This is a genomic window from Mesorhizobium erdmanii (assembly GCF_013170725.1).
GTDB lineage: Bacteria > Pseudomonadota > Alphaproteobacteria > Rhizobiales > Rhizobiaceae > Mesorhizobium > Mesorhizobium erdmanii.
This window is the reverse complement of record NZ_CP033361.1, coordinates 3,117,734-3,142,033: the sequence shown is the minus strand read 5'-3', so window position 1 is coordinate 3,142,033 and position 24,300 is coordinate 3,117,734. Positions and strand designations below refer to the sequence as shown.

Below are 24,300 nucleotides of genomic sequence, written 5' to 3'. Positions count from 1 at the left end.
TTGCCTTCTCCCCGATCAACGGGGAGAAGGTGCCGGCAGGCGGGTGAGGGGCAGCGCCATGCTCTCCAGAAAATTTCTCCGTCGAACAGGCATCGCCGCCGCCTCCCTGGTGGGTTTTGCGGCAATAGCCGTCGCCGCGCTGTGGGAACTCGACCGCGCCTTCCCGCCGCCCCTGCCGGCGGAACTCACCGTCTCGACCGAGGTCCAGGACCGCGATGGCCAGCTGTTGCGCGCCTTCGCCGCGCCGGACGGCTACTGGCGGCTCGAAACCCGGCTCGACCAGGTCGACAAGCAGTTCGTCGACATGCTGGTCACCTATGAGGACAAGCGTTTCTGGGACCATGAGGGCGTCGACGTGCTGGCGCTGGGCCGTGCCGCCGGCCAGCTCGTCACCAGCGGCCACATCGTTTCCGGCGGCTCGACCCTGTCGATGCAGCTTGCACGCCTGATCGAGCCGCGCGAAAGCCGCAGCCTCGGCTCCAAGATCAAGCAGATGCTGCGCGCCATCCAGATCGAGCGGCGACTGTCCAAGCGCGAGATCCTCGAACGCTATCTGACGCTGGCGCCTTATGGTGGCAATCTGGAAGGCGTGCGCGCCGCTTCGCTTGCCTATTTCGGCAAGGAGCCGAAACGGCTTACCGTGTCGGAAGCCGCCTTGCTCGTCGCCTTGCCCCAACTGCCGGAAAAGCGCCGGCCCGACCGCAACCTCGAAATCGCCCACGCCGCCCGCGACCGTGTGCTGAGCCGTATGGTCTCGTCGGGCTTGATCGGCGAACGCGAGGCGGCACGCGCCGCCCTCGACGATGTGTCGGGCCTGCGCCGTACCTTGCCGGCGCTCGCCGCGCACGCCGCCTATGCGATGCTGCCCAAGGCTGTTCCAGGCCAGCCCTTGCAGTTGACGATCCGCAAAAGCGTCCAGGAAGGGCTGGAAAAGGTGGCACGCGACGCCGCGATCAGGCTTGGGCCGCGTCTGTCCGTCGCCATGGTGCTGGCCGATTCCCGCACCGGCGACATTCTGGGCGAAGTCGGCTCGGCCAACTTCTTCGACGCCAGCCGTTCCGGCTGGATCGACATGACCAAGATCGTCCGCTCGCCCGGCTCGACGCTGAAGCCGTTCATCTATGGCCTCGCCTTCGAACAGGGACTGGTGGCGCAGGAAACGCTGATCGAGGACAGCCCGGTCGATTTCGGCGGCTACCGGCCAAAGAATTTCGACATGGGCTACCAGGGCGATGTCTCGATCCGCCAGGCGCTGCAGCTGTCGCTCAACGTGCCGGCGATCCGCGTGCTCGACGCCGTCGGCCCGGCGCGGCTGACGGCGCGCTTCCGCCAGGCCGGCGTCAACCCGATCCTGCCGATCAACGAGGCGCCCGGCCTGGCCATCGGCCTTGGCGGCGTCGGCGTGACGCTGCGCGACCTCGTCCAGCTCTATACGGGGCTCGCCAATGGCGGCAAGACGCACACGCTGCATGACGGCACCGAGCCGGCCAATGCCGAGCGCACCACCGCCACCATCCTCAACGACCAGGCGAACTGGCAGATCATCGACATCTTGTCGGGGGTCAAGCCGCCGGAAGGCGCCTTGCAGCGCGGCATCGCTTACAAGACCGGCACCTCATACGGCTATCGCGACGCCTGGTCGGTCGGCTTCGACGGCCGCTATGTCTTGGGTGTCTGGGTCGGACGTCCCGATGCCAGTGCGGTGCCGGGCCTTTCCGGCTATGTCTCGGCCGCTCCCATCCTGTTCGAGGGCTTTGTCCGCTCGGGTCTCGCCACCGTACCGCTGCCGGGTAAGCCGCCGGGCGCCTTCACCCCCAAGCGCGAGGACCTGCCGGTGACGCTTGCCCGTTTCGGCGCCGGCGCCGATGGCTTGGTGCAGGCAGCGCCGACCGAGCCCGCACCAACCATCATCTTCCCGCCGGACGGCGCCCGCGTCGACCTCGCCACCAATTCGGCCGATGCGTTGCCGCTGGTGCTCAAGCTGCAAGGCGGCCGTGCGCCATTCCGCTGGCTGGCCAACGGCAAGCCTTTGGCCGGCATCGACCGTCGCCGCACCGCGACCTGGCAACCCGACGGCGCCGGCTATTCGACGCTGACGGTGATCGACGCGGCCGGACGGGCGGCCAGCGTGAAAGTGTTCGTTGAATAGAGCGCGCCAGGCGATTCAGCGCGTTGGTTTTTGCGCGCTGACGCTTGCCACGTCCGCTCTGCCGGCACATGCAGACCCCCTGCCCGCCGGCTTCGTTCGCCTTGCCGACATCGCCCCTTCGATCCGCCAGGACATCCGCTACGCCGGATCGGACAATTTCCTGCATCGCAGGGTGAACGGCTATGACGCGCCGGTCTGCATTCTCACCTTGCAGGCGGCGCAAGCTCTTGCAGGCGTGCAGAAGACGATGACCGCCAAAGGTCTCACGCTCGTCGTGTTCGACTGCTATCGCCCTGCCCGTGCCGTAGCCGACATGGGCGAATGGACGCAAGAGGGCGGACCACCCGATCGGCAATGGTATCCGAAAGTTCGGCGTGGCGACCTCATCGCCAAGGGTTATGTCGGCGAACTGTCAACCCACTCGCGCGGCTCGACCGTCGATGTCGCGGTCGCGCGGGCCGGCGATCCATCCGTCTCCAGACCCGCCTGTGGCGCCGTCGATGCTGACACGCTCGATTTCGGCACCGGTTTCGACTGTTTCGATCCGACGAGCAAGACGGCGCACCGTCCGCTTGGCAATGAAGCGGCTGCAGACCGCAAGCTGCTGGTCGACGCCATGCGTGGAGCCGGCTTCAAGAACTACGCCCGCGAATGGTGGCATTTTACGCTCGGGCACGAGCCCTTTCCTAGCCGGCGCTTCGATTTTCCGGTGAGCGCCAACTGATTGCCGCACCAAGCGGTCTTGTCGTGGAACCGTGTGTCTCCAGATAGGACGTCGAGTCCGTCCAGGGCCTCCGCGAGGAAAATATTTCGCGAGGCGGCGGAAGATCATCGAAGATTTTCTTCAGGAGGGCAAAAAAGGCAACATTCGATGCATCTAAATTCTATCACTTCGCTAGATTTAACGCAGGTTCAACGGAGGCAGAAATGACCAAACCTCATTTCCGGAAACTGCTCGGCGCACTGGTCGCCACATCTGTCCAGTTCGGGACGCTCGGTTTCGCGTTCGCCGACACCACCATCCTCAACGTTTCCTACGATCCGACCCGTGAGCTCTACAAAGCCTATGACGAGGCCTTCGCCGCGCATTGGAAGGCCGAAACCGGCGAGACGGTCACCATCCGGCAGTCGCATGGCGGATCGGGCGCCCAGGCGCGTGCCGTGATCGATGGCCTCGACGCCGATGTGGTGACGCTGGCGCTTGAGGGCGACATCAATGCCATCGTCTCGAAGTCGAAGAAGATCAATCCCGACTGGCGCAAGAAATTCGAAAACAATTCAGCGCCTTACACCTCGACAATCGTCTTCCTGGTGCGCAAGGGCAATCCCAAGGGGATTCACGACTGGAGCGACCTCGTCAAGGACGGCACCCAGGTGATCACGCCCAATCCCAAGACCTCGGGCGGCGCCCGCTGGAACTATCTGGCAGCCTGGGCCTACGCCAACGCCAACGATGGCGGCGATGAGGCCAAGACCAAGGAGTTCGTCGGCAAGCTCTACGCCAATGCCCCGGTGCTCGACACCGGCGCGCGCGGCTCTACCGTCACCTTCGCGCAAAAGGGCATTGGCGACGTGCTGATCGGCTGGGAGAACGACGCCTATCTGGCACTCGACGAATTCGGCGCCGACAATTTCGAGATCGTCTATCCGCCGACATCGATCCTGGCCGAGCCGCCGGTGGCGATCGTCGACGCCAATGTCGATGCCAGGGGCACGCGCAAGGTGGCCGAAGCCTACCTCGGCTGGCTCTACTCCAAGGAAGGCCAGACGATCATCGCCAAGAACCATTACCGTCCGGCCAAGCCCGAACTGGTGGCGTCGGCGGATCTGCCCAAGACCCCCGACATCAAGTTGATCTCCATCGACGACCCGCTTTTTGGTGGCTGGAAGAAGGCACAACCTTATCATTTCGGCGACGGTGGTATATTCGACCAGATCTACAAGCCTGCCCAGTGAGGTTCGATACTGGGGGTCCGCCAATGGGCTTCTTCGGCAAAGTCTGCTTGAGCAAGAAGGGACAATCCAGAACTCCATGACCACAACACCCGCGCAGGCGGGGTGGCGTTTCAGGCAGCCGAGTGTCATTCCGGGTTTCGGATTGACGCTCGGTTTCTCGCTTGCCTACCTCACCCTCATCATCCTCATTCCGCTGTCCGGGCTGATCTGGCGCTCGGCCTCTCTCGGCTGGGTCGACTTCTGGGCGATCGCCAGCGACCGCCGCACCATCAATGCGCTGAAAATCAGCTTCGGCACCGCTTTCGTCGCGGCTGCCGTCAATGTCGTCTTCGGCACGCTGGTCGCCTGGGTGCTGGTGCGCTACCGCTTTCCCGGCCGCCGCATCGTCGACGCCATGGTCGACCTGCCCTTCGCCCTGCCGACGGCGGTGGCCGGCATAGCGCTTACCACGCTCTACGCACCGAACGGCTGGATCGGCAACTTGCTGATGCCGCTCGGCATCAAGGTCGCCTACACGCCGCTCGGCATCGTCGTTGCACTCGTCTTCATCGGCCTGCCCTTCGTCGTGCGCACCGTGCAGCCGATCATGGAAGAGATCGACAAGGAGGTGGAGGAAGCAGCAGCCACGCTAGGCGCCAGCCGCTTCCAGATCATCACCCGCGTGCTGTTCCCAGGCCTGGCGCCAGCCATCATCACCGGCTTTTCGCTGGCCTTCGCGCGCGGCGTCGGTGAATACGGCTCTGTCATCTTCATCGCCGGCAATCTGCCGTACAAATCCGAGATCGCGCCGCTTTTGATCGTCATCCGGCTGGAGGAATACAATTATCCGGCGGCGACCGCGATCGCGGCAATCATGCTCGCTCTGTCGTTCGTCATGCTGTTGGTCGTCAATCTTGTCCAGACATGGAGCCGCAAGCGCTATGGCTGATCCCGAGATCAAATCCTATGAACCCTACCATGAGAGCCGCTCGGCGGCGGTGACCGAAAGCCGCCCCGCGCAAGCCGTGTTGATGGCGATCGCCTTTGCCTTCCTCGGCGTCTTTCTGCTTTTGCCGCTGATCATCGTCTTCCATGAGGCGCTGGCGAAAGGCATTGGCGCCTATGTGCAGGCATTGAGTGAGCCCGACGCACGCTCGGCCATCCACCTGACATTGCTTGTCGCGGCGATCTCGGTGCCGCTCAACGTCGTCTTCGGCATCTCCGCCGCCTGGGCCATCGCCAAGTTCGAGTTCAAGGGCAAGGCGTTTTTGACCACGCTGATCGATCTGCCCTTCTCGGTCTCGCCGGTCATTTCGGGCCTGGTCTATGTGCTTTTGTTCGGTGCGCAAGGGCTGCTCGGCGACTGGCTGAAGGGACATGGCATCCAGATCCTGTTTGCGGTGCCCGGCATTGTGCTCGCCACCGTCTTCGTCACCTTCCCTTTCGTCGCCCGCGAACTGATCCCGCTGATGCAGGAACAGGGCAATGGCGATGAGGAGGCGGCGCTTTCGCTGGGCGCCAATGGCTGGCAGACCTTCTGGTATGTGACCTTGCCCAACATCAAATGGGGCCTGCTCTACGGCGTCCTGTTGTGCAACGCGCGTGCCATGGGTGAGTTCGGTGCGGTGTCCGTGGTATCGGGCCATATACGCGGCCTGACCAACACCATGCCTTTGCATGTCGAAATCCTCTACAACGAGTACAACGCCGTCGGCGCCTTTGCCGTCGCCTCACTGCTGGCCGGGCTGGCGCTCGTCACCCTGGTCTTGAAAACACTGCTCGAGATGCGCTACGGCGCCGAACTCGCCGCGACGCGCGGGCACTGATGCATGTCGCCCAAAAGTGGAGGCCGGTTTTGGGCCAACTACTTGCATGAAACAAAGAAGTGCATGTCGCCCAAAAGTGGACGCCGGTTTTGGGATAACGACATTCATCCACCAAAAAAGGTTGTTTAAATGGAAGTTCGCGTTGCCAGTGTGCGCAAGGAATTCGAGCGGTTTCCCGCGCTCCACGACGTCTCGCTCGACATCAAGTCGGGTGAGCTGATCGCGTTGCTGGGACCGTCCGGCTCCGGCAAGACGACGCTGCTCAGGCTGATCGCCGGGCTGGAGCGGCCGACGCGTGGAAAGATCTTCTTCGGCGACGACGACGCCTCGCAGAAATCGATCCAGGAGCGCAATGTCGGCTTCGTCTTCCAGCACTATGCCCTGTTCCGGCACATGACGGTCGCTGACAATATCGGCTTCGGCCCGAAAGTCCGGCATGGATCCTCGCGGCCACCGGCCCAGGAAATCCGTCGCCGCGCCTCCGAGCTTCTCGACCTCGTCCAGCTTTCGGGGCTTGAGAAACGCTATCCGGCGCAGCTCTCGGGCGGCCAGCGCCAACGGGTCGCGCTGGCGCGCGCCATGGCGATCGAACCCAAGGTGCTGTTGCTCGACGAGCCGTTCGGCGCGCTCGACGCGCAGGTACGCCGCGAACTGCGCCGCTGGCTGCGCGAGATCCATGACCGCACCGGCCACACCACCGTCTTCGTCACCCATGACCAGGAAGAGGCGCTGGAGCTTGCCGACCGCGTCGTGGTGATGAGCCAGGGCCGCATCGAGCAGGTCGGCACTGCCGACGACATTTACGACACGCCGAACTCGCCCTTCGTCTACGGCTTCATCGGCGAATCGAGCTCGCTTCCCGTCAAGGTCGAGAATGGCGAGATCTGGCTCGCGGACCGTCCCATCGGGCTGTTGGCGCCGCACGCGCCGGAGGGCGAGGCAACGCTCTATTTCCGCCCGCACGATGTCGAACTGCTCGACGGCTGCAGCGGCTGCATCGCTGGCACGGTCGCCGCCAGCCGCCGCGTCGCCGGCACCAGGCGCGTCGAACTCGAGATCGGCGGCGAGCGCCAGCGGGTCGAAATCGAACTGCCGGTCGGCCATCCCGCGGCGCAGAAGAGCCGTGTGGCGTTCCGTCCGGGACGCTGGAAGCTGTTTCCGGCGGCCTAATATTCGGGTCGAGCGCTAAATTATTCCAGCCAATTCTCGACCTTCAGCTTCCGTAGCCGGGTGAACTCCCCCATGTTGGCCGTCACCAACGTGGCCCCCAATACGCAGGCGTGAGCGGCAATATAAAGGTCACTGTGGCCAACGGCCCCGAGTTCGGCGCGAAGCGCGCCGTACTCAGCATCGACCGGCACATCGAGCTGCAAGACAGGGATCTCGGCCAGCAGGTCCTCGACCTTCTTGCGCAGCTTGGCCGATCCTTTCCTGGCGCAACCATATCGCAATTCCGAGGCGACTATGATGCTGGTGCAGACGGCGGCGTCCCCCTCACGCACCATTGCATTGGCCGCCCTGCAAGCCGGCGGCAGACTGGAATAGAATTCTAACGACAGACGTTCGCGACGCCGTCTTTTCTCACGATGACACCATGCAACCGCCGCGCGTACCTCGTCGCACATCACCCATTACCGCTATGTTGAACTCATAAACGCATTGCATCCGGAGCCTTTTCATGAAGCGATTTTTCCTGGCCACCGCCGCCCTTGCCGGCCTTCTCCTCGCATCCTCCCAAGCCTGGTCGGCCGACAAGCTGCTCAACGCCTCCTATGACGTCGGCCGCGAACTTTTCGTTCAGGTCAACAAGGCTTTCATCGCCGGCCATCCTGGCGTGACCATCGACCAGTCGCATGCCGGCACCTCGGCGCAGGCGCGCGCTATCGCCGAGGGCCTTGGCGCCGATGTCGTCACCTTCAACCAGGTCACCGACATCGATTTCCTGGTCAAGAAGGGCTTTGTCTCGGCCGATTGGCAGAAGGATTTCGCCGACAACGCGTCACCCTTCTATTCGCTGCCTTCGTTCCTTGTCCGCGCCGGCAACCCCAAGCACATCAAGGACTGGAACGACCTGGTGCGCGACGACGTGCAGGTGATCTTCCCCAATCCAAAGACGTCGGGCAATGCGCGCTACACCTATCTGGCGGCCACCGCCTACGCCAAGGAAGCCTTCAAGGGCGACGATGCCAAGGTGAAGGAGTTCATCACCAAGCTATTCAACAACGTGCCGATCTTCGACACCGGCGGGCGTGCGGCGACCACCACTTTCGTGCAACGCGAGATCGGCGACGTGCTGATCACCTTCGAATCCGAGACGCGCGGCATCCGCAAGGAATATGGCGACGACAAGTTCGAGCAGGTCACGCCCTCGGTCAGCCTGCTCGCCGAATTCCCGGTGGCGATCGTCGACAAGGTCGCCGACGAGCACGGCACGCGTGATCTGGCCAAGACCTATCTCGACTTCCTCTACACGCCTGAAGGCCAGGATATCCTCGCCCAGAATGGCAACCGGGTGCGCGACGCGGCTGTCGCCGCCAAATACAAGGCTGACTTCCCGGACGTACGCCTGCTGACGGTGGAAGACGTCTTCGGCGGCTGGGACAAGATCCAGAAAGAGCATTTCGCCGCCGGCGGTTTGCTCGACCAGGCCTATGGCAGCCGCTGACCGCTACCGCATGCGAAGAACAGGCAATTGAAAGCCGGCAATGAGCCGGCTTTCATCGACTTTGCCATCGGTCACGACAAATACGGCGCCATTTCCTGTAAAGCGTTACAAAGAATCAACGCGTTTGTGCCTAATGTACCATTCGGCGTCTTGTTTTCGCGAAACACCATCGCACGGCAATATCGTCATCATTTGCACACAAACAGCCGCCAGATGCGATGTGGTTGGGGCTTCAACGGGTTATCAGGGCATGCTGACGAAAAAAGGCAAATACGGCCTCAAGGCCCTTGTGCATCTTTCAAGTCTTCCGGTCGGCCAACTGGCCTTTGTCAACGACATCGCCGTCGCCAACAACATCCCGAAGAAATTCCTCGACGCCATCCTCGGCGAATTGCGCAATGCCGGCTTCGTCCAGAGCCGCAAGGGCAAGGAAGGCGGCTATCGCCTCGCCCGGCCTGCCTCCGAGATCAAGATCGGCCATGTCGTGCGCGTGCTCGACGGGCCGCTGGCGCCGATTCCCTGTGCCAGCCGCACGCAGTACCAGCGCTGCGAGGATTGCGACGAGGCGACCTGCCAGGTCCGGCACATGATGCTGGAAGTGCGCCAGGCCATCGCCGAGGTGCTGGACAACAGAAGCCTCGCCGCCATGCGCGATGCCGACAACGACGATTTCCCGGTCGAGCTGTCCTCGCAGATCTAAGCCCCCGCGCCACAAGGTTGCACGGCCCGTGCCAACGCAGTAAAGCGGTCTTGGACAACAGGCTGGACCGATGAGGCTGTCGTGGTTCGCAAAATCCCGCAAGCCGCCATCCGCGGCAACCTTCCACACTGAAATCATCGCCGACGTCCCGGTGCCGGAAAGGGCCGAGGACGTGCGCTTCTTCAGCCGCAAGCTGGTCCAGCCCGGCAGGGTGCGCCGGTTCTCGAACCAGGACCTGCGCGAAAGCGCGATGGCCCTGTTCTATCTTGTGGTGGCGGCTTCAATGCCAGTGCGCTGGTGGGCGTCGATCTGCGACCGGATGTCCAGGCTCCGCCTGAAGCGCCATGTCCGCAAGCAATTTCCAGCCTATGCCGCCGCCACGCGCGCAGTGCTTGGCGGCGGTCTCGACGCGCGCAAGCTGTTCGAGGCATTGCTCGCGGCGCGCCACCGCCGCCGGCTGCAGCTTGCCGCGCACCTCACTGGCTTCCGATGGGCGCCCACAATCCGGCTGGACGGTCAGGAAGGACTGCAGGCGGCCTTGCTGCGCGGCCACGGCGCCATTGTCTGGTGCGATCAGTTCACCTCCCAGACCATCCTCGGCAAGCGAGCCCTGCACGAGGCGGGCGTCGAGGCGCATCAGGTCAGCGTCAATTCCCACGGCGTCTCGGAATCGATGTTCGGCCTGCGTTTCCTGAACTGGCCGCTGGTCGAGGTCGAGAACCGCTACCTGAAGAGCCGCATCGTCTTCGAGCGCGACGATGCCTATCAGGTCACCATTCGCATCCAGAAGATCCTGAAGAGCAATGGCGTGGTGCTGATGACCAACACGATCCACGCAGGCTCGACCTTCACGGAGGTTGCCATCGGCGAAAGCGGCTGGACGCATCTTGCCTCGGCACCGGCGAATTTCGCCGCAAGGGGCAAGGCGGCGCTGTTTGCCATGTCGACCTTCGAAACCGTTCCCTTCCGCGAATACCGGGCCGTCATCAGCCCGGAACTGTTGCCGGCTGAAGCGGAGATGGGACGGGACGGAGCCAAGGATATGGTGCTGCAGGCACGCTATATCCTGCTCAAGCGCGACCGGCTGCTCGAAGCGCTGAAATTGTTTCCCGAACAGATGCTGACCTGGTCCCGCAACGGGCGGTTGACCGAAGCTTCCGCCGATCCCATGACAGAGGACGATCCCGGTTCATGACCTAGAGCGGTTCGCCGTTTCACGAAAACGGCGAACCGCTCTAACTCTTTGTTTTGACGCAATTCCCAAAGGGAAGCGCTATGCGCTTCTCCCGGGAAAACCGTTCACACTCTTCCTGGAATTACTCTAGCCAGCAGCCGCGTCGCATCGGCAACGGCATCGGTGACGGGGCGCGTCGCGTCAATTGTCAGGGCCCGCTCATCCGTCCCCGGCGGCTCCAGTATGGCGAACTGGCTGTCGACCAGGCTTGCCGGCATGAAATGGCCCTTGCGGCCGGCGACCCGCTCACGAGCAGTCGCCGGGTCGATCTCCAGATAGAGGAAGACGATGTCAGGGCAAAAACCGCGCAGGCGTTCGCGATAGCCGCGCTTCAGCGCCGAGCAGGCCGCGACCACGCTTTGCCCGTTCCCAACCGATGCAGCGATGCGCCTGCCGATGGCGTCGAGCCACCCCTCGCGTAACTGGTCGGTGAGCGGCTCGCCACTTGCCATGCGGGCGACGTTCTCCGGCGGATGCAGCCTGTCGCCTTCGATGAAGATGGCGCCGAGTGCAGCCGCCAGCGCGATGCCGACGGCCGACTTGCCGCAGCCGGCGACGCCCATCACCACGATGGCCGGGGGCACTGAGCCGGGAACGCGCGCCGGCGCCTGCGCTGCTTCTTCGTCCACGGCTAGAACGTGATGCCGAAAAGTGTGAAGCGGTTTTCGGACGACATCATGCTCTATCTCCTTGATTTAGATCTGGATTGAGATTTCAGGGCGATTCGACCTGAAATCATCCGGCTCTAGCGGCTTGCCGGCGCGCGGCCGTAGAGCAAAAGCATGGCGACGATGACGACACCATAGATGATCTGCCGTCCCGCTTCCGGCATCTGCATCACCGACAGGATGGATTGCAGCAGCGTGATCAAGATGACGCCGGCGACGGTGCCGAGATAGGAGCCACGCCCGCCGAGGATCGAGGTACCGCCGAGCACCACCGCGGCGATGGACGGCAACAGATAGGCATCGCCCATCGACTGCGCCGCCTTGGAGGCGTAGCCGGCGAGCAGCACGCCGCCAAAGGCCGAAAGCCCGCCGGAGGCGGCGAAAGCGATCATCACCACGCGCCTTGTGTCGATGCCGGAAAGATAGGCGGCGCGCTCGCGGTTGCCGATGCCATAAACGATGCGGCCAAAGCCGGTACGGGTCAGCACGAACACCATCGCGGCCCCAATCAGTGCCCAGATGATGACCGCGTTGGGGACGCCCGGAATGGCAAAGCCGGTGGCGACGTAGCGCATGGCGCCGGTGGCCGAATCCTGTGGTGAGAAGCCGCCAGTATAGACCACCATCAGCCCTTGCGCGACGGCGTTGGTGGCCAGCGTGATGATCATCGAGGGGATGCGCAGATAGGCGACGCCGATGCCGTTGACGACGCCGATCAGCACGCCGCAAAGGATGCCGAAGGGAATGGCCAGCGCCACGCCGGCCGGACCGTATGCCGCTGCCGCGCAGGCCATCATGGCGCCGGCCGCGACCGACCAGGGCACCGACAGGTCGATCTGGCCGAGCAGGATGACCAGCATCATGCCGGTGGCGATGACGCCGAGGAACGACGCCACCTTGAGCTGCTGCAGCAGATATTCAGGCGACAGGAAGCTTCTGGAATAGAGGCTGCCAAGGAATAGCAAAAGCACGATGCAGGCAAAGGCCGTCAGCACCGCCGGATCGGCGCGGCGGAGGAATTTAGGCATGCGGCTGGCAATGCCGCCGTCGCTCTTCCCAACCATCGGCGTCGTTTCGCTCACAGGAACCACTCCAGCCGGTTGCGGACCCGAAACAGGGCGAAGGCGCCGAGACTGACGGCGACCAGCAGGATGACGCCCTGAAACAGGGGTTGCCAGAGCGGATCGAAATCGAACACGAACAACAGATCGCCAATGGTCCGGAAGGCGAGCGCGCCGAAGATTGCACCGATGGCGCTGCCCTTGCCGCCGAACAGCGAGACGCCGCCCAGCACGACGGCGGCGATCGAGAACAGCGTGTAGGCGTTGCCGCTGGCATAGGCCGCGTCGCCCGTATAGGTGAAGAAGGTCAGGAACAGCCCGCCGATCGCGGCAAGCAGCCCGGCCAGCGTATAGGCGGCGAATTTGCCGCGTCGTATCGGCACACCGGACATGTAGGCCGCCGTCTCCGACGAGCCCGCCGCATAGGCTGCTCGGCCGAGCACCGAGCGGCTGAATGGCACCCAGATCACCAGCACGATTGCCGCCAGCACGACGAGGCTCGCCGGCACGACGCCGAACACTCGGCCTGTCAGCGCGTCGGCCAGGTCCTCATTGACCGAGCCGCCCGGGAATGGCCGAAGCAGAAGGCCGATGCCGTAATAAACCGCACCCGTGGCGATGGTGGCGACGATCGGCTGCAGCCGCCCATAAATGACAATGGCGCCGTTGATGGCGCCGCACAAAAGCCCGACCACCAGCACGGCAATCAGACCCAGCGTCGTCTGCATCGGCGTTCCCACCACCAGCCAGGAGGCCAGGCAGTTGGTGAGCAGGAAGATCATGCCGATAGAAAGGTCGATGCCTGCGGTGATCACAACCAGCGTCTGCGCCATGGCGACAAAGGCAAGCAATACGCCTTTGTTCGCCGCCGTCTGCACGACATTGGCGGTGAACCCGGCCGGATGGTTCGAGGTGTAGATGGTAAACATGACGATGAAGATGCCGAGCGCCAGCAGCGTTCCGCGCTGCTCGGCCAGCCAGTAGCGCCAATCCTTCACGCGCTCGCTCCCAGGCCCACCGGGCTCTCCTTGCCATCGATGTTGAGCGCGCTCGATATCAGCGCCCGCTCGGTGATCTCGGCGCCGACCAGCTCGCGCTTGACCGCTCCGTCATAGAGCACCAGCACCCGGTCGCAGCAGCCGATAAGCTCGTCATAGTCGGTCGAATAGAACAGGATCGCCGCACCGGCCTCCGCCAGCTTGCGCATCAGCTGGTAGATTTCCTGTTTGGTCCCGACATCGATGCCGCGCGTCGGATCGTTGAGCAGGATGATGCGCGGCTGGCGCATCAGCCATTTGGCGATCACAACCTTCTGCTGGTTGCCGCCCGACAACGCCCCGACCGGTATGTCGAGACCAGCAGTCTTGATCGCCAGCAGGCCGACCATGTCGTCGATCAGCCGCTGCTCGGCGGCGCGGTCGATGATGCCGCCTTTGGACAGCCGGTCGAGCGCGGCGAACGACAGGTTCTCGCGCACCGTCATCGGCAGCATGAGGCCTTCGGTCTTGCGGTCCTCAGGGATCAGCGCCATGCCGATGCCGTCCTGTCGTGCCTTGGCGGGGCTGCCGATCGCCACCGGCTTGCCGTCGATCAGAACCTCGCCGCTGAGGCCGCGCAGCACGCCGAAGAAGGCCAGCAGCAACTCGCGCTGGCCCTGGCCATCGAGACCACCGAGACCGACCACCTCGCCCGCCCTGACGGTCAGCGAGATGTTATCCAACCGATCGGCCCAGGAGAGCTTGCGGGCTTCCAGAACCGGCACAGTGCCGGCTGGTGCTGCAGCCGGCTTGGGCGGAAAGATATGGCTGTATTCGCGGCCGATCATCAGCTCGACAACCTCATTGTCGCTCTTCGAGCCGGCCTTGTAGCTGGCGACGTTGCGGCCGTTGCGGAACACCGTGCACTGGTCGGCAAGCTCGGCGATCTCGTTCATGCGGTGCGAGATGTAGAGCAGCGCAAGCCCTTCCGAACGCAGCCGCTTCAAGACGCCGAATATCTTCGAGACATCCGCTGCCGTCAGCGCCGACGTCGCCTCGTCGAGAATGAGGATGCGCGGCTTGCGCGCCAAGGCCTTGGCGATCTCCACCATCTGCCGTCTTGAAAGGGGAAGATCCTTGACCAGCGCCAGCGGATGGATGTCCGAGGCGCCCGCGCGAGCAAGGGCTTCCTCGGCAATGCGCCTTTGCGCTCCGCGATCGATCATGCCGAAGCGTTTGGGTGGATCTGATATGACGATGTTGTCGGCGACACTGAGTTCGGGGATCAGCGACAATTCCTGGAAGATGCAGACGATGCCGGCCTTGTTCGCCGCACCGGGCGAGGCGAAGGTCACGTCGCGCCCGTCCAGCATCATGCGGCCCTCGTCGGGCGCCACGACACCGGCCATGACCTTGATCAGCGTCGATTTGCCCGCGCCGTTTTCACCGAGAACGGCGTGGATGCTGCCGGATATGACCGAAAGTTCGGCCTTTTCCAGCGCCCGCACACCGCCATAACGTTTGGATATGCCTTCCATCTGGAAGAGCGGTACCGCACCGTCCATCGGCCCTCCCCAGGCACTTTGACGACTGAGAATATCGGTTGGCCGGCGCCGCGGCGGTGCCGTGGCGCCGAGTGTGCAACTATTGGTCCGCCTTGGTCTGGCCCATGATTTCCTGCGCGGTGAAGTTGATGCCGCAGGTCGGGAAGGAATTGCCGACGAAGAAATTGTCGGACTGGTCGGGGAAGAAATCCTGACCGGCCTTGAAGTTCGGATCCTCGACGATGGCAAGCGGCAGCTTGACCGACTGCGGGACGACGTTGCCTTCAAGCGCCGCGATCGCGGTCTTGATGGCGACAGCCACCTGCGCCGGACCGGTACCGGCCGAGGAACATTTCAAACCGTCGGCGGCATGGGCTGCGCAGAATTTGCGGAAACCGTTCTCGGTCTCGCCACCAAACGGCACGAAAGGATGCTTGGCATCGATCATCGCCTGCACGATGCCGGTGTCGCCGCCTTGTCCGGTGACGCCGTCGAAGGGGCCGTTGGTGGCGATTGCGTCGGCCGAAGCCTTTTGCGCAACGCCGTCATCCCACTTGCCGACGACCTCGGTGACGGCCCATTTCTTGCCGGACGCATCGAGAACCTCGTGGATGCCATTGTGGCGGTCGGTGTCGACCGAAGTACCGGCAACGCCGCGCACTTCGAGCACCTTGCCGCCGTTCGGCACATGCGAGACCAACCATTTGCCCCACAGCGCGCCGAGGCCTTTCTGGTCGACGTTGACGTTGATGGCGTCCTTCGTGTCGAGAATATTGTCGAAGGCAACCAGCACGACGCCTGCTTCCTTGGCGCGCTTGATCACCGGCCCGAATGCGGTCGGGTTCTGCGCGTTGACGACGATCGCGTCATAACCGGAATCGATGAAGTTGTTGATCGCCGAAATCTGCGCCGGCACATCCTCGCCGGTCGAGACGACCTTGAATTCCTTCAGCTTCGCGGCGACATCCTTCTGTGCCGCATAAGCCTTCGCCGTCTGCACCATCTGGATGCGCCAAGTGTTGGCGATGTAGCCATTGGCAAGCGCAATGCGGTATGGGCCGGCCTTCTTGGGGAACTTGAAGAATTGCGTATCCGCCGCCCAGGGCGCGAAACAGTCCGGCTCGGCGGCCGGCCCCTTCACGATTTCGGGACCCGCAGCCATGGCGGCTGAGTTGAGCATGACAAATGCAGTGGCGGCAACGATGCCACCAACCAGTGACTTGATCATCGATAATCCTCCCATTTGTAGTTCTGATTGTCGTTTTTACGTCTTGAAATTTGGCACGTCCGGCCAGGCACCTCCCGCCTTGCTTTCAGCGCCACTCAGGCGGCCGAATGCCGACCCGATCCCTCCCCCGTTTCCTGCTCGGAGCAACAAAAAACTATCATATTATCCATAATAAACAAGTATCAGCTGTCACTTATGTATAATAAACAAATTTCCCGGCGTGTTCCGAGCGTTCTTTCGAGGCGCATGGTAGCGCTACCATTACGTTGAGTAAAGCGGCATTTGCAGGCCGATGAATGCCGGTTCAGCGGGCCGTGCTCTCGCGGCGCCTGAGCTCGAAGCCGAGGTCTACGATCCGCTCCTGCGGCCTGTCCCCGGCGATCGCCGCGAGCGCCATGGCGACCGCGCGCCGGCCGATTTCGTAGCGATAGGTGCGGATACTGGTGATCGAAGGGAACGCCACCTGCATCATGTCGAGATCGTTGAAGCCGACGATGCCGATCGTCTTCGGCACATCGATCGCGGCGCGATGGCATTCGAACAGCACGCCGAGCGCGATATCGTCATTGTTGCAGAACACGCCGTCGAGCGTCGGCATCTTGGCGAGAGCATCGCGAAACAGTTCACGGCCAAGCGAAACGCTGGACAGCAGCGGTGTCGTGGTGACCAGGCGCGGGTCGAATAGGCCGGCCTTCTCCACCGCCGCGCGGTAACCGGCCAGGCGCCGCTGCGAGCGCGGGTCCATGCGCGCGCCGATGAAGCCGATGCGGCGATACCCCATCTCGATCAGGTGCTCGGTTGCCCTCCGGCCGCCGTCGAGATGCGAGAAGCCAACCATCATGTCGACGGGATCGGGTCCGGTCTCCATCACCTGCACCACCGGACAGCCGGCATTTTCGAGCAGTTTGCGCGAGGTCGGCGTCTGGTCGATGCCGGCTACGATGAGTGCTGCCGGCCGCTGCGAGCCGAACACCTGCAACAGCCGCTCTTCCTCCAGCCCGGAATAGTGCGTGTTGCCGAGCTGGATGCGAAACGGGGTGTCCGACAGGCTGTCATAGATGCCGCGCACCACTTCGGCGAAGACGTTGTTGGTGAGCGACGGCACCAGAACCCCGAACACTTCGGCACGCGCCGAGGCCAGCGCCCGCGCATTGGGGTCCGGCACATAACCGAGCTCGTCGACAGCAAGCAGGATCTGGCGGCGCAGATCCTGGCTGACGCGCTCCGGTTCTCGCAGCGCACGCGACACTGTGATGGCGCCAACGCCGGCCTTGCGCGCGACATCCGCAATGGTCGGGCGGCCGCCGCCCCGGCGTGAGCGCGGCTTGATCAAGGCCGCGCCTCCTGCGCGTGGCCGTTGAACCACGTCCTTAGTATGATCATCCGAGCTGTCGCCATCCGACCGGCCTGTTGCCGCACCCCTTGGCCTCTGGGGTCGCGCAGTGCCTGCCCATTGTCAAGCCGACGCACTTGGCGGGCTCTTCCCCGCCGCCTGCCTCAGGCTGCCATGACGGGCCTTTGCCTGGCCTTCCACATGAACAGACTGATCGCCAATATGTTCAGCAAATTCCAGGCGATACCGTTCAGGAACGCAGCGGCGTAGGAACCGGTCAGGTCGTAGATCCACCCGGACATCCAGCCGCCGATCGCCATGCCGAAAATCGTCGCCATCATGACGAGGCCGATGCGCTGGCCGGCCTCCTTGGCGGGCAGATATTCGCGCACGATGATCGCATAGCAAGGCACGATGCCGCCCTGCGACAGGCCGAACACCAGGGACACGACATAGAGCGAGGCAAGCCCATCGAACGGAATGTAGAACAGCAACGACAGGCTTTGCAGCACCGAACCGATGATCAGGGTTTTCGCGCCGCCGATGCGATCGGCGATAAAGCCGGAGGCAAGCCGGCTGACGACCCCCGCCGCCATCATGATCGACAGCATGTCGGCGCCATGCGCCATGCCGTAGCCTAGATCCATGCAGTAGGCGACGATGTGCACTTGCGGCATCGACATCGCCACGCAGCAACCGAGGCCGGCGATGATGAGCAGCACCTGCAATGCTGCCGGCGACATTGGCATCGGCTGCACCGGCCGGCTACCCGGCGAGCCTGCGGTGACCTCCGGGGCGCCGCGCCGCAGCAACAGCACCAGCGGCACCATGGTCACCAGGCAGAAGATGCCGATCGCCGCATAGGTGAACCGCCAGCCTTCCGCCTTGATCAGCGTCGGCATGATGGTCGGCCATAGCGCGCCGGCGAGATAATTGCCGGCTGCCGCCGCAGTGACGGCAACGCCACGCCGGCGGTTGAACCAGTGCGAGATGTCGGCGATCAGCGGCCCGAAGATCACCGACGTGCCGACACCGATCAGCACGCCCTGGGCAAGAGTGAATTGCAGGATCGAGGTCGAAAGTGCGGCAAGCAAGAGGCCGGCTGAAAGCGCCACGGAAGAAACCAGCGCCGGGATCCAATAGCCCATGCGGTCGATGGCGCGGCCGACCAGCACATTGCCGGCGGCGAAGCCGACCATGGTCGCGGTGTAGGGCATGGACGCCGCCGCACGGTCGACGCCGAACTCCGCCTGCACGGCGGGCAATACGACGACAACAGCCCACATGCCGACCGCGCCGATCGTCGCCAGCACCATCGAGATGGCCAGCCGCATCCAGGCGTAGGAGCTGTCGATGCCGGGGCTGGGCCGGCTCAAATCGGTTCGGGTCAAAGGCGTTTCCTGTCGGCGGTCTCGAAAACCGGCCGCCGTTTGCACCACTATCGGCGCATTCTCGGCGCACAGCAGCGCCACGACCGGCAAATCCGTGGCTCCAGAGCGGACAGCAAGGCGGGAACCGACGCCAATGCCTGGAGTTTTCCGATCAGCAAAACCGCAAAGGAGACCCGCATGACCGCTGCCAGGCAAAAATGGTCGGCCGAGGTGACCGAGCACAGCGACGCGATGGATCTTGAAGACCACATCTTCGAATCCGACGACGCCAAGAAGATCGCAGCCTCGCTAAAATGGTCGGCCGAACACAGCCACCGTCGCAAGGCCGAACCTTTCCAATCCGCCATGTCGATGCTGAATTTCTACATCAACCGCGCCGGCAAGAACCTGCCGCCGCGCGCAAACGAGTGCTCGAGCACGCCAAAGACGAACTGCGCGTGGCCTTCGGACGCGAGAAGGACGATTAGGTTGGCCCTATCGTGATCTGATCACGCCATCGGTATTGGCCAGCAGTTTGCGCACTGCGGCGCGCGCCGCGTCGGGCCGTTGCAGGCGGATGTTCTTCTCGATCGCCTCATGCAGCTTCTGCGCATGATTGAGATCGTCCACGGCCCGCGTCGTAAAAGTGAAGAGATGGTCGAAAGCGGATTCGATCAGCACGCCGAGCGGCACCAGCAGATCGTTGCCCGAGGCGCGCAGGATGGCGAGGTGAAAGCGCGTGTCGGCACGTGTGCGCTCCTGCAGGCTGGCCGCCTCCCCCATCTCGCGGCAGGCCTGGCTGATTTCGGCCATCTGCTCGTCGGTCCGCCGCATGGCGGCGAAGGCCGTCGCTTCCGGCTCGATGATGTGGCGGAATTCCTGCACGGTCTTCAGGAACACCTCGCGGTCGGGCGAGGTCGCGTACCAGGCAAGCACGTCGCGGTCGAGCAGGTTCCAGCGCTCCTTCGGCTCGACCCAGCTGCCGATCTTGGGGCGTGAGGCAAGCAGACTCTTGGCCATCAGCATCTTGATCGCCTCGCGCACCGCCGAGCGGCTGACGCTGAAGGTCTCCGACCATTTCGCCTCATTGGGCAGGATGGTGCCGGGCGGATAGTCGCCGCGCACGATGCGCAAACCAATTTCGCTCGCCAGCGACGTGTGCACGCTGGCGCCGGGAATGCGCGCCGCGTCGGGCCGGCGAACTCCGGAGGGGCGCTCGGCGGCATCAGCCTTTTTCGGCGATTTTTCCTTGTTCGGCTTTGCGTCCCGCATACCCTTCAAAAAGGCCGGTTTGCGCAAGCTGTCAAGCGCCACGCAAGGGTTGGCCCGCAAAGCGCACCGCTATACACAAGCCAACCCCGTCTATCCGCTCCCTCAGGCGGTTTTCACGTATTGGCGCCAGCTGTGCTCCGGGCGGAAGCCGAGCATGTCGCGCGCCTTGCGGTTCGACAGCAGCGTCTCGTATTCGCCGAGTTCGGCCTTGACCGGCACGTTGGGATAGAACCGCTTCAAGAGTTCCGCCGTCGGCAGGTCGGACGAGGTGTCGTCATTGGCAGCGTTGAAGACCTGGTAGCCGAGCCCGTCCTTTTCGACGGCACGCAGCGTGATCTGGCCGAGATCGCGCGCGTCGACATAGCTCCAGGCGATGCGCTTGCGGAAACCGGCATCGGCGAACCATTTCGGGAACAGCGAATACTCGTGCGGCTCGATGACATTGCCGATGCGCAAGGCATAGATATCGATGCCGTTGCGCTGCGCGAAGGCGCGCGCGGTCTGCTCGTTGACGATCTTGGACAGCGCATAGCTGTCCATCGGATCGACGTCATACGCCTCGTCGAGGGGGAAATACTTGGGATCGCGCGGCTCGTTGGCGAAGACCAGGCCGTAGGTCGTCTCCGAGGAGGCGATGATGACCTTCCGGATGCCGAGCTTCACGGCTGCCTCGATGACGTTGTAGGTGCCCATCGCATTGATGCGGAACACCTCATTGTCCGGCGTGATCATGATGCGCGGGATGGCGGCGAAATGCACCACCGCGTCGACCGGCTGCGGGCGAAGCGACGGGTCGAATTCGTGCAGGCCCATATAGCTCGACAGTGCGTTGAAAACCTGTCCGCTATCCGTGATGTCGGTGATCAGCGTGCGCACCTTGGGATTGTCGAGCGGCTTGGTGTCGATGTTCAGCACCTGGCAGCCCTGCTCGACAAGATATTGCACGACATGGCGCCCAGCCTTGCCGCTGCCGCCGGTGAACATGATCCGCTTCGTCATTCTGGTCTCCACAACAGGCTCTGGAATAACCGTCTATTGTCAGACAATATTGCTTTCCGCAACCGTATACGGCTAAAACGGCATCGCAATTATCGATAATCCGGGACAGGACCGACGACATGAGCACCACCACCGCGCGCGAAAAGATCGGCTTCATCGGCCTTGGCCTGATGGGGCACGGAATCGCCAAGAACATCGTCGACAAGGGCTATCCCCTGACATTTCTCGGCCGCAAGAACCGCAAGCCGGCGGAAGATTTGCTGGGCCGGGGCGCCAAGGAAGCCGCCACCTCGCGCGACGTCGCGGCGGCATCCGATATAATCTTCATCTGCGTCACCGGGTCGCGCGAAGTGGAAGCCATCATCCGCGGCCCAGCCGGCCTCAAGGAAGGCTTGAAGAAGGGCTCGGTCGTCGTCGACTGCTCGACCTCCGACCCGGTTTCGACCGTGGCGCTCGCGACCGAACTCAAGGCGCTCGGTATCGACTATGTCGACGCGCCGCTGAGCCGCACGCCGAAGGAAGCATGGGAAGGCACGCTCGACGCCATGGTCGGCGCCCCCGACGCTCTCTTTGCCAGGGTCAAGCCGGTGATCGAAACCTGGGCCGGGCGCATCGTCCATATCGGCGACACCGGCGACGGCCACCGCATGAAATTGCTCAACAATTTCATCTCGCTCGGCTACGCCGCCATCTATTCCGAAGCCCTGGCGCTGGCCGAAAAGGTTGGCATCTCGCCACCGCGTTTCGACAGCGTCATCCGCAACGGCCGCATGGATTGCGGCTTCTACCAGACTTTCATGCGTTGGACGCTGGAAGGCGACCGCGACGCCCACAAATTCACCATTGCCAACGCCTTCAAGGACCTGACCTACCTGGAGTCCATGGCGGGCGCCGCCGGCATCGCCAACCCCCTCGGCAACGCCACCAAGAATTCCTTCGCCGGCGCCCATGCCACCGGCCCGGCCGAACAGTTCGTGCCGATGCTGGCGACCCATATCGGCAAGGTTAACGGGGTGGACCTCATGCCGTCGAAGGACGGCAAGAAGCAGACGATCTGAGAACCAGCCGGCCGCTACCGCCGCGACCGCTCGATGACCTCGTCGGTATTGGCGAGCAATTTGTGCACCGCGCTCCTGGCGGCGGCCGGCCGTTGCAGGCGGATGTTCTTCTCGATCGCCTCATGCAGCGCCTGGGCGCGCCGCTGGTCGCTGTGCTCGCGCGTGACGAAAACGAACAGATGGTCGAGCGCGGATTCGATCAGCACGCCGAGCGGCACCAGCAGGTCGTTGCCCGAAGCCCGCAGGATGGCGAGATGGAAACGCGTGTCGGCGCGGGTGCGTTCCTGCAGGTTTGTCGCCGCACCCATCTCGCGGCAGGCCTGGCTGATCTCGGCCATCTGCTCGTCGCTGCGCCGCATGGCGGCAAAGGCGGAAGCTTCCGGCTCGATGATATGGCGGAACTCCTGCACGGTGCGCAGGAACACCTCGCGGTCGGGCGAGGTCGCGTACCAGGCGAGCACGTCTCGATCGAGCAGATTCCAGCGTTCTTTGGGCTCCACCCAACTGCCGATCTTGGGACGTGATGCCAAGAGGCTCTTGGCCATCAGCATCTTGATCGCCTCACGCACCGCCGAACGGCTGACGTTGAAGGTTTCCGACCATTTGGCTTCATTGGGCAGGATGGTGCCAGGCGGATAGTCGCCACGCACGATCCGGAGGCCGATTTCACCGGCCAGCGAGGCATGCACGCTCGACCCCGGGTTCCACGCCATGTCAGGCCGGCGAACAGTGGCGGCGGGCGAGCTGGGCGTCGCTTCGACTCCAGCGGATCGCTTTCTAGACTTGTCGTCCGGCATCTTCGTTCCGGCGTCGGCAAATTGTCTGGGAAACTGTCCGGAATTGTCCGTCCCCGCATTGTCCATGCCGAATGGCAAGACGCACGAACACGTCAAGCCGGAACCTGCGCCCCGACAATGCTGCCTGTCCTTGTCACTGAGGGAATGGGCGGGGCGCCCGGGAAAGGCGCCCCGCCATTGCGGTTACTTCTGGATGCAGGTGTCGACCGTATCCTTGGTGCATTCGTCGAGACCGGTGAAGACCGGATCGTCGACCTTCTTGCCCGTGATCAGGTCGATCATCACCGATGGCGCCTTGTAGCCCATTTCGAAGGGCCGCTGGCCGACCAATGCGGTGACCAGGCCATCCCGGGCGATCGCCACCTCGTCGCCGATCGTGTCGGCGGCACCGATGACGAAGTCGTTCTTGGCCAGACGGTCCTTCAACGGTCCGACCAGGTCACGGTAAGGCTGCGGCGCGCCGAACAGTGGCCAGCCACCCATGATGCCGAATGCATCGAGCTTGGGGTTGGCGGCGAGGATGTCGGTCATCGCCTGCACGCCCTTGGCGCCATCGTCATTGGTGAACACCGGGCAGCCTGCGACTTCCGTCCAGCCGCCTTCGCCGGCAAGTGCCGCGAGGCCTTCCTTGCCCGTCAGCGCGTCGCGCATGCCCTGCGCGCGGCGCAGGATGTTGTCGGCCGCCGGGTTGCCCTCGATGGTGCAGATCGTGCCGCCATTCGGCTTGGCCTTCTTGATGTACTCACCGATCTTCTTGCCCATCAGGTAGTTGTCGGTGCCGAGATAGGTCTTGCGCAGAGCCGAGTCGGCCTTGGCCAGGTCGGCATCGACGGTCATGATCGGGATCGTCGGATTGGCGGTCTTGATCGTCTGCGCGATCAGCGGCGCGTTGGACGGCGAAATCGCCATCGCCACCGTGTCGGCCTTGCTCAGCATATCCTGGACGATCTGCGCCTCGCCGGCTTCGTCGGATGTCGACGCCGGGCCGGTGTAGAAGCATTCATATTCCGAGCTGGCGTTTTCCTTGTTCCACTTCTCGCAGCCCTGGTGGATGGCCTCGAAGAACGGATTGTCGAGACCCTTCACCACGATGACGAGCTGCTTCTTGGCCAAAGCCGGCCCGGCGCCCAGCGCCATGGCGGCGACGGCGGCGAGCAAAACGGTTTTCCTCATATCAGTCCTCCCTTGAAACAGACGGACACGGCGTGCCCGCCACACAAATCGGCCAGAATGCGAGATGGCAGGGCAAACGCTCGTGCCGCCAGGCAAAGCCGATAAGCATTTTCAGATGCGACCAGACCGGCGGAGCCGGCACGATCGATGATCTCTCACCGGTCCAGCCCTTGTCATGGCTTGAGGACCGGCAAATCTTCCTCCGACCATCAGCTAATAACGGCGCGCGGCCAACGTCAATTGCTATTTGTCCTACAAAACGGATTTTTCGGAACCGCATGCGACTATTCGTCCGACAAATAGCCTTTTCC

Annotated in this window: 23 protein-coding genes; 11 read left to right on the top strand and 12 right to left on the bottom strand. The window is 63.3% G+C overall.

Annotated features, from left to right (window positions below; translation table 11 throughout):
• Positions 1 to 58 precede the first annotated feature (58 nt).
• From pbpC to EB233_RS15275, 6 genes are all read left to right on the top strand, one after another.
• Complete coding sequence (pbpC, locus tag EB233_RS15300; protein WP_081293979.1) at positions 59 to 2,149, top strand: penicillin-binding protein 1C; 2,091 nt, start codon at positions 59 to 61, stop codon at positions 2,147 to 2,149.
• Positions 2,142 to 2,873: a M15 family metallopeptidase gene (locus tag EB233_RS15295; protein WP_081293925.1), complete on the top strand. Its 732-nt coding sequence runs from the start codon at positions 2,142 to 2,144 to the stop codon at positions 2,871 to 2,873. Before pbpC ends, EB233_RS15295 begins: the two co-directional genes overlap by 8 nt.
• A gap of 203 nt (positions 2,874 to 3,076) precedes the next feature.
• Entirely contained in the window at positions 3,077 to 4,105 is a 1,029-nt protein-coding gene (locus EB233_RS15290) for a sulfate ABC transporter substrate-binding protein (protein ID WP_064988100.1), read from the top strand.
• Positions 4,106 to 4,181: 76 nt separating this feature from the next.
• Entirely contained in the window at positions 4,182 to 5,033 is an 852-nt protein-coding gene (cysT, locus tag EB233_RS15285; protein ID WP_064988099.1) for a sulfate ABC transporter permease subunit CysT, read from the top strand.
• Positions 5,026 to 5,910, top strand: a complete 885-nt coding sequence (cysW, locus tag EB233_RS15280) for a sulfate ABC transporter permease subunit CysW (protein ID WP_027051018.1) — start codon at positions 5,026 to 5,028, stop codon at positions 5,908 to 5,910. The genes cysT and cysW overlap by 8 nt, the downstream gene beginning before the upstream one ends.
• A 129-nt stretch (positions 5,911 to 6,039) precedes the next feature.
• A complete protein-coding gene (locus tag EB233_RS15275; RefSeq protein ID WP_064988098.1) occupies positions 6,040 to 7,080 on the top strand; it encodes a sulfate/molybdate ABC transporter ATP-binding protein in 1,041 nt (346 codons plus the stop codon).
• Positions 7,081 to 7,100: 20 nt separating this feature from the next.
• On the opposite strand, the gene EB233_RS15270 is transcribed toward EB233_RS15275, so the two are convergent.
• Positions 7,101 to 7,535, bottom strand: a complete 435-nt coding sequence (locus EB233_RS15270; protein WP_081293924.1) for a PIN domain-containing protein — start codon at positions 7,533 to 7,535, stop codon at positions 7,101 to 7,103.
• 53 nt (positions 7,536 to 7,588) lie between these two features.
• Between EB233_RS15270 and EB233_RS15265 the strand changes: the two genes are divergently transcribed.
• The 3 genes from EB233_RS15265 (at position 7,589) to EB233_RS15255 (ending at position 10,470) form a co-directional block, all read left to right on the top strand.
• Positions 7,589 to 8,575: a sulfate ABC transporter substrate-binding protein gene (locus EB233_RS15265; RefSeq protein WP_064988097.1), complete on the top strand. Its 987-nt coding sequence runs from the start codon at positions 7,589 to 7,591 to the stop codon at positions 8,573 to 8,575.
• A 250-nt stretch (positions 8,576 to 8,825) separates the two neighbouring features.
• Positions 8,826 to 9,275 carry an RrF2 family transcriptional regulator gene (locus EB233_RS15260; protein WP_010910348.1) on the top strand — a complete coding sequence of 150 codons (450 nt, stop codon included), beginning with the start codon at positions 8,826 to 8,828 and terminating at the stop codon, positions 9,273 to 9,275.
• A 70-nt stretch (positions 9,276 to 9,345) separates the two neighbouring features.
• Positions 9,346 to 10,470, top strand: a complete 1,125-nt coding sequence (locus EB233_RS15255; protein ID WP_064988096.1) for a hypothetical protein — start codon at positions 9,346 to 9,348, stop codon at positions 10,468 to 10,470.
• Positions 10,471 to 10,574: 104 nt separating this feature from the next.
• Here the strand turns inward: EB233_RS15255 and EB233_RS15250 are convergent, their stop codons facing one another.
• The 7 genes from EB233_RS15250 to EB233_RS15220 form a co-directional block, all read right to left on the bottom strand.
• Complete coding sequence (locus EB233_RS15250; protein ID WP_064988095.1) at positions 10,575 to 11,138, bottom strand: gluconokinase; 564 nt, start codon at positions 11,136 to 11,138, stop codon at positions 10,575 to 10,577.
• A gap of 116 nt (positions 11,139 to 11,254) precedes the next feature.
• A complete protein-coding gene (locus tag EB233_RS15245) occupies positions 11,255 to 12,241 on the bottom strand; it encodes an ABC transporter permease (RefSeq protein WP_155765302.1) in 987 nt (328 codons plus the stop codon).
• A gap of 14 nt (positions 12,242 to 12,255) precedes the next feature.
• Positions 12,256 to 13,236, bottom strand: a complete 981-nt coding sequence (locus tag EB233_RS15240; protein WP_064988093.1) for an ABC transporter permease — start codon at positions 13,234 to 13,236, stop codon at positions 12,256 to 12,258.
• Positions 13,233 to 14,780 (bottom strand): sugar ABC transporter ATP-binding protein, encoded by a 1,548-nt coding sequence (locus EB233_RS15235; protein ID WP_027051011.1) that lies wholly within the window; start codon positions 14,778 to 14,780, stop codon positions 13,233 to 13,235. The genes EB233_RS15240 and EB233_RS15235 overlap by 4 nt, the downstream gene beginning before the upstream one ends.
• A 79-nt stretch (positions 14,781 to 14,859) precedes the next feature.
• Positions 14,860 to 15,987 (bottom strand): sugar ABC transporter substrate-binding protein, encoded by a 1,128-nt coding sequence (locus EB233_RS15230; protein WP_064988092.1) that lies wholly within the window; start codon positions 15,985 to 15,987, stop codon positions 14,860 to 14,862.
• Positions 15,988 to 16,291: 304 nt separating this feature from the next.
• Complete coding sequence (gntR, locus tag EB233_RS15225; RefSeq protein WP_064988091.1) at positions 16,292 to 17,320, bottom strand: HTH-type transcriptional regulator GntR; 1,029 nt, start codon at positions 17,318 to 17,320, stop codon at positions 16,292 to 16,294.
• Between the two features lie 164 nt (positions 17,321 to 17,484).
• On the bottom strand, positions 17,485 to 18,711 hold the full coding sequence (locus tag EB233_RS15220) for an MFS transporter (RefSeq protein ID WP_064988090.1): 1,227 nt from the start codon (positions 18,709 to 18,711) through the stop codon (positions 17,485 to 17,487).
• Positions 18,712 to 18,888: 177 nt separating this feature from the next.
• On the opposite strand from EB233_RS15220, the gene EB233_RS15215 reads away from it, so the two are divergent.
• The gene (locus tag EB233_RS15215) at positions 18,889 to 19,194 is read left to right on the top strand and encodes a DUF3175 domain-containing protein (RefSeq protein WP_343064839.1); all 306 of its coding nucleotides are present in this window, start codon (positions 18,889 to 18,891) and stop codon (positions 19,192 to 19,194) included.
• Here EB233_RS15215 and EB233_RS15210 read toward each other — a convergent pair.
• Positions 19,186 to 19,962, bottom strand: a complete 777-nt coding sequence (locus EB233_RS15210) for a FadR/GntR family transcriptional regulator (protein ID WP_064988774.1) — start codon at positions 19,960 to 19,962, stop codon at positions 19,186 to 19,188. The genes EB233_RS15215 and EB233_RS15210 overlap by 9 nt on opposite strands.
• Before the next feature lie 102 nt (positions 19,963 to 20,064).
• Positions 20,065 to 20,961, bottom strand: coding sequence for an NAD-dependent epimerase/dehydratase family protein (locus EB233_RS15205; protein WP_064988089.1), 897 nt, complete (start codon positions 20,959 to 20,961; stop codon positions 20,065 to 20,067).
• Between the two features lie 119 nt (positions 20,962 to 21,080).
• Between EB233_RS15205 and EB233_RS15200 the strand changes: the two genes are divergently transcribed.
• The gene (locus EB233_RS15200) at positions 21,081 to 22,019 is read left to right on the top strand and encodes an NAD(P)-dependent oxidoreductase (RefSeq protein WP_064988088.1); all 939 of its coding nucleotides are present in this window, start codon (positions 21,081 to 21,083) and stop codon (positions 22,017 to 22,019) included.
• A 14-nt stretch (positions 22,020 to 22,033) separates the two neighbouring features.
• On the opposite strand, the gene EB233_RS15195 is transcribed toward EB233_RS15200, so the two are convergent.
• Together EB233_RS15195 and EB233_RS15190 are read right to left on the bottom strand one after the other, a co-directional pair.
• Complete coding sequence (locus tag EB233_RS15195; RefSeq protein ID WP_064988773.1) at positions 22,034 to 22,816, bottom strand: FadR/GntR family transcriptional regulator; 783 nt, start codon at positions 22,814 to 22,816, stop codon at positions 22,034 to 22,036.
• A 183-nt stretch (positions 22,817 to 22,999) separates the two neighbouring features.
• Complete coding sequence (locus EB233_RS15190) at positions 23,000 to 23,989, bottom strand: sugar-binding protein (protein WP_064988087.1); 990 nt, start codon at positions 23,987 to 23,989, stop codon at positions 23,000 to 23,002.
• Positions 23,990 to 24,300 lie beyond the last annotated feature (311 nt).